This window comes from Streptomyces sp. NPDC033966 (genome assembly GCF_055575955.1).
Genome location: NZ_JBVIRQ010000001.1, coordinates 156,750 through 170,162, shown reverse-complemented (window position 1 = coordinate 170,162; position 13,413 = coordinate 156,750). Strand labels below are relative to the sequence as shown.

9 protein-coding genes are annotated in these 13,413 nt (G+C 72.1%); 6 read left to right on the top strand and 3 right to left on the bottom strand.

The genetic code is table 11. The features are described from left to right. Window positions 1–132: 132 nt before the first annotated feature. From ACZ518_RS00805 to ACZ518_RS00790, 4 genes are all read left to right on the top strand, one after another. Window positions 133–414, top strand: a complete 282-nt coding sequence (locus ACZ518_RS00805) for an acylphosphatase (protein WP_469110907.1) — start codon at window positions 133–135, stop codon at window positions 412–414. 349 nt (window positions 415–763) lie between these two features. Beyond that, on the top strand, window positions 764–979 hold the full coding sequence (locus ACZ518_RS00800) for a hypothetical protein (protein ID WP_362457577.1): 216 nt from the start codon (window positions 764–766) through the stop codon (window positions 977–979). Window positions 980–1,161: 182 nt separating this feature from the next. Then, the gene (locus ACZ518_RS00795; RefSeq protein ID WP_469110906.1) at window positions 1,162–4,923 is read left to right on the top strand and encodes an AAA family ATPase; all 3,762 of its coding nucleotides are present in this window, start codon (window positions 1,162–1,164) and stop codon (window positions 4,921–4,923) included. A 182-nt stretch (window positions 4,924–5,105) separates the two neighbouring features. Beyond that, the gene (locus ACZ518_RS00790; RefSeq protein ID WP_469110905.1) at window positions 5,106–6,548 is read left to right on the top strand and encodes a sugar porter family MFS transporter; all 1,443 of its coding nucleotides are present in this window, start codon (window positions 5,106–5,108) and stop codon (window positions 6,546–6,548) included. A gap of 44 nt (window positions 6,549–6,592) precedes the next feature. Here ACZ518_RS00790 and ACZ518_RS00785 read toward each other — a convergent pair whose 3' ends face one another. Both ACZ518_RS00785 and ACZ518_RS00780 read right to left on the bottom strand, forming a co-directional pair. Further along, window positions 6,593–7,579, bottom strand: a complete 987-nt coding sequence (locus ACZ518_RS00785; RefSeq protein ID WP_469110904.1) for an LLM class flavin-dependent oxidoreductase — start codon at window positions 7,577–7,579, stop codon at window positions 6,593–6,595. A 62-nt stretch (window positions 7,580–7,641) separates the two neighbouring features. Beyond that, window positions 7,642–9,150 (bottom strand): cytosine permease, encoded by a 1,509-nt coding sequence (locus tag ACZ518_RS00780; RefSeq protein ID WP_469110903.1) that lies wholly within the window; start codon window positions 9,148–9,150, stop codon window positions 7,642–7,644. Between the two features lie 143 nt (window positions 9,151–9,293). On the opposite strand from ACZ518_RS00780, the gene ftsY reads away from it, so the two are divergent. After that, window positions 9,294–10,517: a signal recognition particle-docking protein FtsY gene (gene ftsY / locus ACZ518_RS00775; protein ID WP_469110902.1), complete on the top strand. Its 1,224-nt coding sequence runs from the start codon at window positions 9,294–9,296 to the stop codon at window positions 10,515–10,517. Window positions 10,518–10,604: 87 nt separating this feature from the next. On the opposite strand, the gene ACZ518_RS00770 is transcribed toward ftsY, so the two are convergent. After that, window positions 10,605–11,273, bottom strand: coding sequence for a bifunctional DNA primase/polymerase (locus tag ACZ518_RS00770; protein ID WP_469110901.1), 669 nt, complete (start codon window positions 11,271–11,273; stop codon window positions 10,605–10,607). Window positions 11,274–11,680: 407 nt separating this feature from the next. Between ACZ518_RS00770 and nsdA the strand changes: the two genes are divergently transcribed. Beyond that, entirely contained in the window at window positions 11,681–13,174 is a 1,494-nt protein-coding gene (gene nsdA / locus ACZ518_RS00765) for a transcriptional repressor NsdA (RefSeq protein ID WP_469110900.1), read from the top strand. Window positions 13,175–13,413: the final 239 nt, after the last annotated feature.

Here is a 13,413-nt window from a genome sequence, read left to right as displayed (position 1 = left end):
GGGTGCCGTGCCTTCCCTTTGCAAGATCAACGTTTGCTCACCCGAAAGGGTGAGTCATTGGTGGGGGACTGTAGCCCATGAGGCAAGGGGGGCGATGGGCTCCGGAACCGTTTGCCCGGTTAGCGTTCATGCATGGATGAAGACGTGCGCATGACCGCCTGGGTGCGCGGCCGTGTACAGGGAGTGGGCTTCCGCTGGTTCACCAGGGCCAATGCCCTGGAGATCGGAGGGGTGGCCGGCTTCGCGCTCAACCTCGACGACGGCCGGGTACAGGTCGTGGCGGAAGGTCAACGTGAGAATTGCCACCGGCTGCTGGACTGGCTCCGCTCCGCCGACACGCCCGGACGGGTCGACGGGGTGACAGAGATCTGGGGCACACCGCGCGGTGGCTACGACGGCTTCGAGATCCGGTGACCAATCGACTGATCATGGACTGATCGGATCCCCGGAACGTCCGCACCCGGTCGGATCTGCGCATTCGCCGCCGACGCGTTGCCGCGGCGGTGGATCCGTGGAAGGCTCGGAGACGAGGTTGATCTCTCCGTCCCTTGCGAGGACCGGGCCGCCCGCCGATACGGGGCGTGATCGTGTTGACCGTCAAACTTTTTGGTGAGACGCTGGAAGCCCCGCGCACCTGAGCTGTTTGGCAGTGGTGGCACTAGTAAGCGCAGTGACTGACTGTCGCTGCCGGACATCCGCGGGTGCGATTCCCTCACGACCCACACCGCTTCGGTCGGTCACTCAGTGTGGAGGACCATCCATCATGGCAAAGGCGCTTCTCGGTTACGTCGGCGGTTCCGACCCGCGACTCCTCGCCGAGATGCGACGGCTTCAGCAGCGCGTCCAGGACCTCGAGTCCGAGCTCGGACGGATCCAGTCCGAGAACGACGCTCTGACCGCGGCCGCCGCTCAGCACGGTGACTCGCTGCTCGACAGCATCGAGATCGACGTACCCCAGGCGGAGCCTGCGCTCACCTGATCCGCGCTCACTCATCGTTCGACTCCAGCCCCGAATGATCTGCAAGGGACGCCTCGGCGTCCCTTCTTTCTTTCCGCCCGCGCGTCGTGCATTGGGCCAGGTGGGGGGCTGATTCCTTTAACGTCTGATGTGCCCTGCACCTTCATGGGTGAAACCGAACGTGAAAGGTAGAGTCCGGCGGCGTGCACCTCAAGTCCCTGACCCTGCGTGGCTTCAAATCCTTCGCCTCCGCCACCACCCTGCGCTTCGAACCCGGGATCACCTGCGTCGTCGGACCGAACGGATCCGGCAAGTCCAACGTGGTGGACGCGCTCTCCTGGGTCATGGGGGAACAGGGAGCCAAGTCCCTGCGCGGCGGGAAGATGGAAGACGTCATCTTCGCGGGCACCACGGGACGGCCGCCGCTGGGACGGGCCGAGGTCTCCCTCACCATCGACAACTCCGACGGCGCGCTGCCCATCGACTACGCCGAGGTCACCATCACGCGGATCATGTTCCGCGGTGGCAGCAGCGAATACCAGATCAACGGTGACACCTGCCGGCTCCTCGACATCCAGGAGCTGCTCTCCGACTCCGGCATCGGCCGCGAGATGCACGTCATCGTCGGGCAGGGACAGCTCGACTCCGTCCTGCACGCCGACCCGACGGGCCGCCGCGCCTTCATCGAGGAGGCCGCGGGCGTACTGAAGCACCGCAAGCGCAAGGAGAAGGCGCTGCGCAAACTCGACGCGATGCAGGCCAACCTCGCGCGGGTGCAGGACCTGGCGGACGAACTGCGCCGCCAGCTCAAGCCCCTGGGCCGGCAGGCGGCGGTGGCCCGCCGGGCGGCCGTGATCCAGGCCGACCTGCGCGACGCGAAGCTGCGGCTGCTCGCCGACGACCTGGTGGCGCTGCGGGGAGCGCTGGACGCGGAGATCGCGGACGAGGCCGCGCTCAAGGAGCGCAAGGAGTCCGCGGAACGGGACCTCGCGGACGCGCTGCGCCGGGAGGCCGAGCTTGAGGAATCGGTACGCCGCCTCGCGCCGCGGCTCCAGCGGGCCCAGCAGACCTGGTACGAGCTGTCGCAGCTCGCCGAGCGGGTGCGCGGCACCGCGTCGCTGGCCGAGGCCCGGGTCAGGAGCGCGTCCGCGCCGGTGGAGGAGGAGCGGCGCGGCCGCGACCCCGAGGAGCTGGAGCGGGAGGCCGCGCGGATCCGGGAGCAGGAGGCGGAGCTGGCCGCCGCGCTGGAGGCGGCCGAGCGGGCCCTGGAGGACACCGCCGCGCACCGGGCCGAGCTGGAGCGGGCCCTCGCGGAGGAGGAGCGGCGGCTGCGGGAGGCCGCGCGGGCCATCGCCGACCGGCGTGAGGAGCTGGCCCGGCTGACCGGCCGGCTGGGGGCGGCCCGGTCGCGGGCGGGCGCGGCGCAGGCGGAGATCGAGCGGCTCGTGGCTGCCCGGGACGAGGCCGAGGGCCGGGCGGTGGCGGCCCGGGAGGAGTACGAGGAACTGGCCGCGGAGGTCGGCGGGCTGGAGGACCCCTCGGTGGAGGGGGAGTACGAGGCGGCGAAGGCCGAGCTGGCCGGGGCGGAGGCCGCGCTGGGCGCCGCCCGGGAGGCGCTGGGCTCGGCCGAACGGTCCCGCGCGGCGGTGTCGGCGCGGCGGGAGGCGCTCGCGCTGGGGCTGCGGCGCAAGGACGGGACCGGGGCGCTGCTCGCGGTGCGGGAGCGGCTGGCGGGGGTGCTGGGTCCGGCGGCGGAGCGTGTGTCGGTGGTGCCGGGGTACGAGGCCGCGGTGGCCGCCGCCCTCGGCTCCGCCGCGGATGCGGTGGCCGTGGCCTCCGCCGGGGCGGCGGCCGGGGCCATCCGGCACCTGCGTGACACCGATGCGGGGCGGGCCACGTTCCTGATCGCGCCGGTGGCTTCCACCGTGATTCCGGGGCAGGCCCCGGCGGCCCCCTCTGCCCCGGGCGGTGCCGGACTGCCCGGGCAGGCCCAGGGGCCGGATGCCTTCCCCCACCCGGCCCCTTCCCACGATGCCGACGGGCGGCTCCGCCGCGGGCGGGGCTCCGCCCCGGACCCCGCGCCTCGGACGCCGCTGGGGCCGGAGGCGGCTCCGGCGGCGGTGGAGCCGTCGGCGGGTGGGCAGGACGTGGCCGTCGCGGCCGGGTACCTGGAGGCCGCTTCGCTCGTTCGGGGGGACGACGAGGTACGGCGGGCCGTGTCGTGGGTGCTGCGGGAGCACGTCGTGGTCGGGAGCCTGGAGGAGGCCGAGGCGGTCGTGGCCGCGCGGCCGGACCTGGTCGCGGTGACCGCCGACGGGGACGTGCTCGGCGCCCACCTCGCGCACGGCGGTTCCGCGGGCGCGCCCAGCCTGATCGAGGTGCAGGCCGCCGTCGACGAGGCGGCCGCGGAACTGGAGCGGCTGGACGGCGAGTGCCGGGAGCTGGCCGCGGCCGAGGAGGCGGCCCGGGGGCACCGCGCCGGGGCGGCGGCCCGCGCCGAGGAGCTGGCGGAGCGGCGCCGGGCCGGGGAGCGGGCCCGGGCCGGGGCCGCCCAGCAGCTCGGCAGGCTCGCCGGGCAGGCGAAGGGCGCCCTGGGCGAGGCCGAGCGCACCGCCCGGGCGGTGGCCACCGCCCAGGAGGCGCTCGAACGCGCGCGGGTCGACGTCGAGGAGTGCGCGGAACGGCTCGCGGCCGCGCAGGAGATGCCGCTGGCGGAGGAGCCCGACACCTCCGCCCGGGACCGGCTCTCCGCCGACGGGGCGAACGCGCGGCAGACCGAGATGGAGGCCCGCCTCCAGCTGCGTACGCACGAGGAGCGGGTGAAGGGCCTGGCCGGCCGGGCCGACGCGCTCGACCGGGGCGCCCGCGCCGAGCGCGAGGCCCGGGCCCGCGCGGAGCGGCGCCGGCAGCGCCGGCGGTACGAGGCCGAGGTGGGCCGGGCCGTCGCCGACGGGGCCCGGCAGCTGCTGGCGCACCTGGAGGTGTCGATCGGCCGGGCGGAGGTGGAGCGTTCGGCCGCCGAGCACGCCAAGGGGCTGCGCGAGCAGGAGCTCGGCGAGGCCCGCGGCCGGGGCCGCGACCTCAAGGGCGAGCTCGACAAGCTGACCGACTCCGTGCACCGGGGCGAGGTGCTCGGCGCCGAGAAGCGGCTACGGATCGAGCAGCTGGAGGCGCGGGCGCTGGAGGAGCTGGGCGTGGAGCCCGTCGCCCTGGTGGCGGAGTACGGGCCCGACCAGCCGGTCCCCCCGTCCCCGCCGGCCGAGGGCGAGGCGTTGCCTGAGGATCCGGAGCACCCCCGCAACCGGCCGGGCCCGTTCGACCGGGCCCGGCAGGAGAAGCGGCTCAAGGCGGCCGAGCGGGCCTACCAGCAGCTCGGCAAGGTCAACCCGCTGGCACTGGAGGAGTTCGCGGCGCTGGAGGAGCGCCACCGCTTCCTCAGCGAGCAGCTGGGGGACCTGCGGAAGACCCGTGCCGACCTCCTTCAAGTGGTGAAGGAGGTCGACCAGCGGGTCGAGCAGGTCTTCACCGAGGCCTACCGGGACACCGCCCGGGAGTTCGAGGGGGTGTTCTCACGGCTGTTCCCCGGCGGCGAGGGCCGTCTGGTGCTCACCGACCCGGACGACATGCTGGCCACCGGCGTGGACGTCGAGGCCCGTCCGCCGGGCAAGAAGGTCAAGCGGCTGTCGCTGCTTTCCGGCGGCGAGCGGTCGCTGACGGCCGTGGCGCTGCTGGTCTCCATCTTCAAGGCGCGGCCCAGCCCGTTCTACGTGATGGACGAGGTCGAGGCGGCGCTCGACGACACCAACCTCCAGCGGCTGATCCGCATCATGGAGGAGCTCCAGGAGAGCTCGCAGCTGATCGTCATCACGCACCAGAAGCGGACGATGGAGGTCGCGGACGCCCTCTACGGCGTCTCGATGCAGGGCGACGGGGTCTCGAAGGTGATCAGCCAGCGGCTCCGCTGAGCCCTAGTGCTTCAAGAAATGAAAACAAGACCCAAGCTCTGAACTTAATCTGACCTTCACATCACCTATTGACTTCAGGAAATGAACACATAGGCTCTGTGCTGCCTCCCGCCTTCCAGTGGTGCCCGATCTTGACCTGTGCGCCACTGGGAGAACGGACAAGACCCCCCACGGAGCACACCTTGACCAGCAGCACTGCGCAGGCACCGGCGCCCGGCGGCGGCGGACGCGCGTCCCAGCCCCAGCCCGACCACCTCGGGCACGTCATCTTCATCACCGCGGCCGCCGCCATGGGCGGATTCCTCTTCGGCTACGACAGCTCCGTCATCAACGGCGCCGTCGTCGCCATCCGCGACCGCTTCGACATCGGTTCGGCGGCGCTCGCCCAGGTGATCGCCGCCGCGCTGATCGGCTGCGCGCTCGGCGCCGCCACCGCGGGCCGCATCGCCGACCGGATCGGCCGCATCCGCTGCATGCAGATCGCCGCCGCGCTCTTCACGGCGAGCGCCATCGGCTCGGCCCTCCCGTTCGCGCTCTGGGACCTCGCCGTGTGGCGCGTCATCGGCGGCTTCGGCATCGGCATGGCCTCCGTCATCGGTCCCGCCTACATCGCCGAGGTGTCCCCGCCCGCCTACCGGGGCCGGCTGGCCTCCTTCCAGCAGGCCGCGATCGTCATCGGCATCGCCATCTCGCAGCTGGTCAACTGGGGCATCCTGAACCTCGCCGACGGCGACCAGCGCGGGAAGGTCGGCGGGCTCGAAGCCTGGCAGTGGATGCTCGGCGTGATGGTGGTCCCGGCCGTGCTGTACGGGCTGATGTCCTTCGTCATCCCCGAGTCGCCCCGCTTCCTGATCTCCGCCGGGCGCACCGAGGAGGCCCGCAAGGTGCTGGCCGAGGTCGAGGGGAGCCAGGTCGACCTGGACGGGCGCGTCGCCGAGATCGAGGCGGCCATGCGCTCCGAGCACAAGTCCACCTTCAAGGACCTGCTCGGCGGCCGCTTCGGACTGATGCCCATCGTCTGGATCGGCATCGGCCTCTCGGTCTTCCAGCAGCTCGTCGGCATCAACGTGATCTTCTACTACAGCTCCTCGCTGTGGCAGTCCGTCGGCATCGACCCGACCAGCTCGTTCCTGTACTCCTTCACCACGTCGATCATCAACATCGTCGGCACGGTGATCGCGATGATCTTCGTCGACCGGCTCGGCCGCAAGCCGCTCGCGCTGATCGGCTCGGTGGGCATGGCTGTCTCCCTCGGCCTCTGCGCGTGGGCGTTCTCGTACAAGAGCGGCGCCGGCGACGACATCACCATGCCCGACACCCAGGGCACGATCGCCCTGATCGCCGCCCACGCCTTCGTGCTCTTCTTCGCCCTCTCCTGGGGCGTGGTGGTCTGGGTGCTGCTCGGCGAGATGTTCCCCAACCGGATCCGCGCCGCCGCGCTCGGCGTCGCCGCCGCGGCCCAGTGGGTCGCCAACTGGGTCATCACCGTCACCTTCCCGACCCTGTCGGACTGGAACCTGTCCGGCGCGTACGTCATCTACACCGTCTTCGCCGTGCTCTCGATCCCGTTCATCCTCAAGTGGGTGCCGGAGACCAAGGGCAAGGCGTTGGAGGAGATGGGGTAACAACTCCCCGCCACCACCCCTCTCCTCCGCGGTGCTGCCCCGGCTCAGTCCCTGAGCCGGGGCAGCACCTTTTCGCACAGCAGCCGCAGGCTGCGCCATCCCTCGTCCAGCGGCATCCCGCCGCACAGCGGGTGCAGTACGAGGTTCCCCGCCTCGCCAGCTCCGCGCGCGTACGCCACCGCCTCCTCCGGGGAGAGGATCCGGTAGACCCCCTCGGCCCGCAGCTCCTCGACCGTGCGGGCGCCGGACCGCACCGCCGAGCGGATGTCCTTGGACTGCCAGGAGGCGTACATGCCCGCCTCGTGCAGGAAGTGCTTCCCGTGGAGCGCCCAGGCCCGCTCCGGGTCCTCCGCGACGTGCAGCAGCGGGGTCTCCCGCGCCGGCATCATGCAGAAGCCCTCGGTGCCGTACTCCGCGAGCCGCTCCCCGTAGTACGCCTCGAGCTCCGGCAGGTGCGCGCTCGGGAAGAACGGCAGCCCCAGCCGGGCCGCGCGCCGCGCCGCCGCCTTCGAACTCCCGCCCACCAGCAGCATCGGGTGCGGCTGGGTGAAGGGCACCGGGGTCACCTTCACGGTGCGGCCGCGGAACTCGAAGGGCTCGCCGGTCCAGGCCTTCAGCAGGGTCTCCAGCAGCTCGTCCTGGAGCCTGCCGCGCCGTCCCCACTCCACCCCGTGCTGCTCGTACTCCTCCGGCCGGTATCCGATGCCCGCCACGGTCACCAGCCGCCCGCCGCCGATGAGGTCCAGCACGGCGATGTCCTCGGCCACCTTCAGCGGGTCGTGCAGCGGGCCGATGATCGCCGAGACGGTGACCGCGATCCGCCGGGTGGCGCCGAGGACGGCACCCGCGAACGCGAAGGGGGAGGGCAGCCAGTTGTTGTCCGTGCCGTGGTGCTCCTCGGTCTGGACGGTGTCGATCCCGTGCTCGTCGGCGTACCGGGCCATCTCCACCGCCGCCTGGTAGCGGGCGGCCAGCGTCTCGGGGGTGCCGTCGGGGTCGATCAGGTTGAACCGGGCCACGGTGATGGGCATGGGAAGTCCCCCTTCGCCGGATGCGGACGGTCGGGCGAGGGGGGACGGTAGCTGACGTGACGTCAGATGGACAGGGTTCCGGCGGGCTCGCGCCCGGACTCCCGGCCGGACTCCGGCGCCGCCGGGGCGGGCGTGCGCGGGAGCACGGCGTACAGCGCGGCGGAGACCAGGATGCCGGTCACCCAGCCGAGGCCGTTCTCGCCGATCCAGGTGGAGGCGAGCGGCCCGCTGAACCAGTCCACCTTGGTGAACAGCAGCCCCGCCACCAGGGCCGCGCCCCACGCCGTCATCGCCTGCCAGGCGAAACCGCCCCGGTACCAGTAGGCGCTGCCGGGCGTGGTGTCCAGCAGTGCGGCACCGTCGTAGGAGGGCCGGCGCAGCATGTCCACGCCGAAGACGCCGATCCACGCGGAGAAGGCCACGGCCAGCAGGGTGAGGAAGGAGATGAACGAGCCGAAGAAGCTGGTCGCGACCACCATCAGCAGGAAGCCGAAGACCAGGCTGATGACGGCGTTCACGCTGACCGCCCAGGCGCGCGGCACCTTGATGCCCAGGGTCTGCGCGGTGAACCCGGCCGAGTACATCGACATCGAGTTGATCAGCAGCATCCCGATCAGGGCGATCAGCAGGTAGGGCACCGCGATCCAGGTCGGCAGCAGCTCGCCGATGAAGGAGACCGGGTCCTGCGCGCTCGCCAGGTCGGGCGTGCCGACGGCCATCACCGCGCCCATCAGCACCATCGGCAGGACCACCACACCCGCGCCGCCGATCGTCGCACCGACCATCCCCTTGGCGGAGGCGGTGCGCGGCAGGTAGCGGGTGAAGTCCGGGCCGGACGGCACCCAGCTGATGCCGCCCGCCGCGATGGTGCCGATGCCCGCGACCATCATCGCCGTGGAGCCGGCCGGCTTGCCGAAGACGGCCGACCAGTCGGTGGTGAAGAGCAGGTAGCCGAGGACGAGGACGCTGAAGCCTCCGAAGAGGTACGTCGACCACTTCGAACAGACGCGCAGTGCGTTGATGCCCAGTCCCGAGACCACGAAGGTGCAGCCCACGAAGAAGAGCAGGGTGACGACGATGAGCGCGGTGTTGCTCTTCACGCCGAAGAGCAGGTCCAGGACGGTCAGCACGGCGTAGGCGCCGCTGACCGCGTTGATCGTCTCCCAGCCCCAGCGCGCCACCCAGATCAGGGCGCCGGGGAAGAGGTTGCCGCGCTGGCCGAAGACGGCCCGCGAGAGCGCCATGCCCGGCGCGCCGCCGCGCTTCCCGGCGATGGAGATCAGGCCGACGATCCCGTAGGAGACGACGGGCGCCGCGAGCGCGACGACCAGCACCTGCCAGATGTTGAGCTTGTTGAAGATCACCAGGCCCGCGCCCATGGTGAGCAGCAGCACACTGATGTTCGCGGCGACCCAGGTCGGGACCAGCTCGCGGACCCGGCCGGTGCGCTCGGCGTCGGGCACGGGCTCCAGCCCGCGGGTCTCGGCCGAGGTCTTGCCGGTGGCCTGGGCTGCTGCGGTTCCGGCTGCGGTCTCGGCCGGTATTGCGCCGGTGGCGGGCTCGGCGGGCATGCGGTTGCTCCGTGGGGCGTGCGAGGACGGGAAGTCGTCCATCATCGTAGATTTGCGCCCAATCGCACAAATAGGGGCTTAGAGCCCGGTACGGGCGCCGAGTTCCGGGCTCGGGAGGCGTCGTGGCGGATACTGGACGGGTTATGGAAATCCTCATCCTTGCCGTAGTCATCGCCCTGGTCGCGGTCGGTGCGATCAGCGGGCTCGTGGTCAGCAGCCGCAAGAAGAAGCAGCTGCCCCCCACGGCGCCGCCGAGCACGCCGACCATCACTGCCCCGCCCGCCGAACCGCAGGTGGGGGAGGACTCCGCACCGACGGTCGAAGAGCCGCGCCGGACCATCGAGGAGGTCGTGCTCCCCGAGGCGGAGACCGCGGCCCCCGAGGCCGTCGAAGCGCCCGTCGCCGAGCCGGAGGCCCCGGCCGCGCCCGAGATCGAGGTGCCCGAGCCCACCGCCGGCCGCCTGGTCCGGCTGCGCGCCCGGCTCGCCCGTTCGCAGAACTCGCTCGGCAAGGGGCTGCTCACGCTGCTCTCGCGCGAGCACCTCGACGAGGACACCTGGGAGGAGATCGAGGAGACCCTCCTCATCGCCGACGTCGGTGTCGCGCCGACGCAGGAACTGGTCGAGCGGCTCCGCGAGCGGGTCAAGGTGCTCGGCACCCGCACCCCCGCCGAGCTGCGCACCCTGCTGAAGGAGGAGCTGCTGACCCTGGTCGGCACCGACTTCGACCGCGCCGTGAAGACCGAGAGCGGCACCGACACCCCCGGCGTCGTGATGGTCGTCGGCGTCAACGGCACCGGCAAGACCACCACCACCGGCAAGCTCGCCCGGGTGCTCGTCGCCGACGGCCGCAGCGTGGTCCTCGGCGCCGCCGACACCTTCCGCGCCGCCGCCGCCGACCAGCTCCAGACCTGGGGCGAGCGCGTGGGCGCCCGTACCGTCCGCGGCCCCGAGGGCGGCGACCCGGCCTCCATCGCCTACGACGCGGTCAAGGAGGGCATCGCCGAGGGCGCCGACGTGGTGCTCATCGACACCGCCGGCCGGCTGCACACCAAGACCGGCCTCATGGACGAGCTCGGCAAGGTCAAGCGCGTCGTGGAGAAGCACGGCCCGCTGGACGAGGTGCTGCTGGTCCTGGACGCCACCACCGGCCAGAACGGCCTGACCCAGGCGCGCGTCTTCGCCGAGGTCGTGGACATCACCGGCATCGTGCTCACCAAGCTCGACGGCACCGCCAAGGGCGGCATCGTCGTCGCCGTCCAGCGCGAGCTGGGCGTCCCGGTCAAGCTCGTCGGCCTCGGCGAGGGCCCGGACGACCTGGCCCCCTTCGAGCCGGAGGCGTTCGTGGACGCCCTCATCGGCGACTGAGGCACCAGGACCTCACCGAAGGATCTACGCAGACCAGTGCCCCCGCGTCCGTCCAGGACCCGGGGGCACTGCCGTGGGCGGGGGCCGTCAGCGGCGGAAGCGGTGACAGGTGTAGGCCAGGGTGCCGAGCAGCAGCCGGGCCTGCGGGGGCCCGCCCGCACTGTCCAGCGCGGGCCCGCGCAGCCAGGAGGCCGGGCCCAGCCCCGCGTGGTCGCAGGGCGGGGCGGTCAGGAAAGCGCCGCGGCCCAGGGCGCGCAGGTCCAGATCGGCGTCGTCCCAGCCCATCCGGTACAGCAGCTCGGGCAGCTCGGCGGCGGCGCCCGGGGCGACGAAGAACTGCGCCCGGCCGTCCGGCGTGGCCGTCACGGGCCCCAGCGGCAGGCCCATCCGCTCCAGCCGGACCAGGGCGCGCCGCCCGGCCTCGGCGGAGACCTCGATGACGTCGAAGGAGCCGCCGACCGGGAGCAGGATCGCCGCGCCCGGGTACTCGCCCCAGATCTCGGAGACCTCGTCCAGGGTGGCGCCCCCCGGGACGGTCGGAGCGAAGTCCAGCGGGTGCGCCCCCGGCGCACCGCAGTTCGTATGACCGCAGGAGCAGTCGCGGCCGGGACCCGCGGCGCGGGCCCCGGGGACCGCGTCCCAGCCCCAGAGCCCGGTGTACTCCGCCACCGTCGTGCACTCCGAGGTCCGTCCGCGGCGCCGGGCGCCGGAACGGAACTCCTTGGTGCTGCGGCTGCCGCCGATCGTGAAGCCCATGCCCATGCCCCCTCCAACGGGTCGGACGCGCCGGTGGTTACGACGTCGGCGAGACCTGTCGGAGGCCGGGTGGGGCGCGCTGTCCGCCGGAGCCGCCCGGCGCACTCCTCGCCGCGCGCGCCCCGAGCGCACTCCCGTCCAACCACTGTCGTTTCGCCTTGGTGTCAAGTGAATCGCGCCTGGCCGGTGGCGAGTTCATTCGAAGGGGTGGCGAATGGTGGCGTTTCTGGAATCGACGTCGCCGACGGGGTGATCGTAGGATTACTTTCGGTGCACGAACCTGGGCGGCGGACCCCAACCGTGGGTATGCCGGAGGCAATCGGTGGAGGACCTGTGAAGGTCCCTGGCGGAGCCGGCCGCCCCGGCCAGGGTTCGTGTGAAGAGGCGATGCGGATGGGGGCGTTCCAGTGAGCGGCAACGGCGCAAGCGGAACGAGTGGCGATTCCGCTGTCCGGAACGAACAGCTGACCTCGTGGTTCGTCCGCAGCGGCTGGTCCAAGGGCGAACTCGCCCGCCAGGTCAACCGCCGCGCGCGCCAGATGGGCGCCCACCACATCAGCACCGACACCTCCCGCGTGCGCCGCTGGCTCGACGGCGAACAGCCCCGCGAACCCGTCCCGCGCATCCTCTCGGAGCTCTTCTCCGAACGCTTCGGCTCCGTCGTCGCCATCGAACAGCTCGGCCTGCGCACCGCCCACCAGACCCCCTCCGTCTCCGGCGTCGACCTGCCCTGGGCCGGCCCGCAGACCGTGGAGCTGCTCAGCGAGTTCTCCCGCAGCGACCTGATGCTCGCCCGCCGCGGGTTCCTCGGGACCTCCCTCGCCCTCTCCGCGGGGCCGGCCCTCATCGAGCCCATGCAGCGCTGGCTCGTCCCCTCCCCGGCCGCCGACCTCGGACCGCGCCCCGACACCGGGCCGTCGGGCGCGCTCGGCGGACACCGGCCGCCCCGGCTGTCCGAGCCGGAGCTCGACCTCCTCGAAGCCACCACCGTGATGTTCCGCCAGTGGGACGCCCAGTGCGGCGGCGGACTGCGCCGCAAGGCCGTCGTCGGACAGCTCCACGAGGTCACCGACCTGCTCCAGGAGAGCCACCCGGCCCCGGTCATGAAGCGGCTGTTCAAGGTCGCCGCCGAACTCGCCGAACTCGCCGGCTGGATGAGCTACGACATCGGCCTGCACCCCACCGCGCAGAAGTACTTCGTCCTCGCCCTGCACGCCGCGAAGGAAGCCGGTGACAAGCCGCTGGGCTCCTACATCCTGTCCGGCATGAGCCGCCAGATGATCCACCTGGGCCGCCCCGAGGACGCCCTGGAACTCATCCACCTCGCCCAGTACGGCAGCCGCGACTGCGCCGGACCGCGCACCCAGGCCATGCTGTACGCGATGGAGGCCCGGGCCTACGCCAACATGGGCCAGCCCAGCCGCTGCAAGCGGGCCGTGCGGATGGCCGAGGACACCTTCTCCGACGTCGGCTTCGACTCCGAGCCCGAACCCGACTGGATCCGCTTCTTCTCCGAGGCCGAGCTCAACGGCGAGAACTCGCACTCCTACCGCGACCTGGCCTACGTCGCAGGCCGCAGCCCCACCTACGCCTCCCTCGCCGAACCGGTCATGGAACGGGCCGTGGAACTCTTCGCCAAGGACGAGGAACACCAGCGCTCGTACGCCCTGAACCTCATCGGCATGGCCACCGTCCACCTGCTCCAGCGCGAGCCGGAACAGGCCACCGTCCTCGTGGACCAGGCCCTCGACGTGGCGAGAAAGGTGCGGTCCGAACGGGTGAACACGCGGCTCCGCAAGACCGTGGACACCGCCGCCCGTGAATACGGGGACGTGGCCGAGGTGGTCCGGCTGACCGACCTCCTCGCCTCCCGGCTGCCTGAGGCCGCCGAGGCCGTCTGAGCCGCCCCGCGGCCCCGGTGCGCGCCTGACGTGCGCCCGACCCCGGCCTGACCCTCACATGACCCGGACCGGACCCGTACCTCACCGGTTCATGGAGGCGTAACACGCCCGACCTCTTCGTCATCGGCACGAAACACCCAGCGGCGCCGCCGGAAACCGTCCTGCGCGAATCTCAGGGCCAATAACCGGCCAGACCTTACGCCGCCGCTCAGGTTTCCCACGATCGCCCGCACGCGAAC

What these genes read in the sequence shown, in the direction of transcription:
- ACZ518_RS00805 (WP_469110907.1), top strand. Translation starts at nt 133, where the DNA reads ATGGATGAAGACGTGCGCATGACCGCCTGGGTGCGCGGCCGTGTACAG.
- ACZ518_RS00800 (WP_362457577.1), top strand. Translation starts at nt 764, where the DNA reads ATGGCAAAGGCGCTTCTCGGTTACGTCGGCGGTTCCGACCCGCGACTC.
- ACZ518_RS00785 (WP_469110904.1), bottom strand. Translation starts at nt 7,579, where the DNA reads ATGCCCATCACCGTGGCCCGGTTCAACCTGATCGACCCCGACGGCACC.
- ACZ518_RS00780 (WP_469110903.1), bottom strand. Translation starts at nt 9,150, where the DNA reads ATGCCCGCCGAGCCCGCCACCGGCGCAATACCGGCCGAGACCGCAGCC.
- ftsY (WP_469110902.1), top strand. Translation starts at nt 9,294, where the DNA reads ATGGAAATCCTCATCCTTGCCGTAGTCATCGCCCTGGTCGCGGTCGGT.
- ACZ518_RS00770 (WP_469110901.1), bottom strand. Translation starts at nt 11,273, where the DNA reads ATGGGCTTCACGATCGGCGGCAGCCGCAGCACCAAGGAGTTCCGTTCC.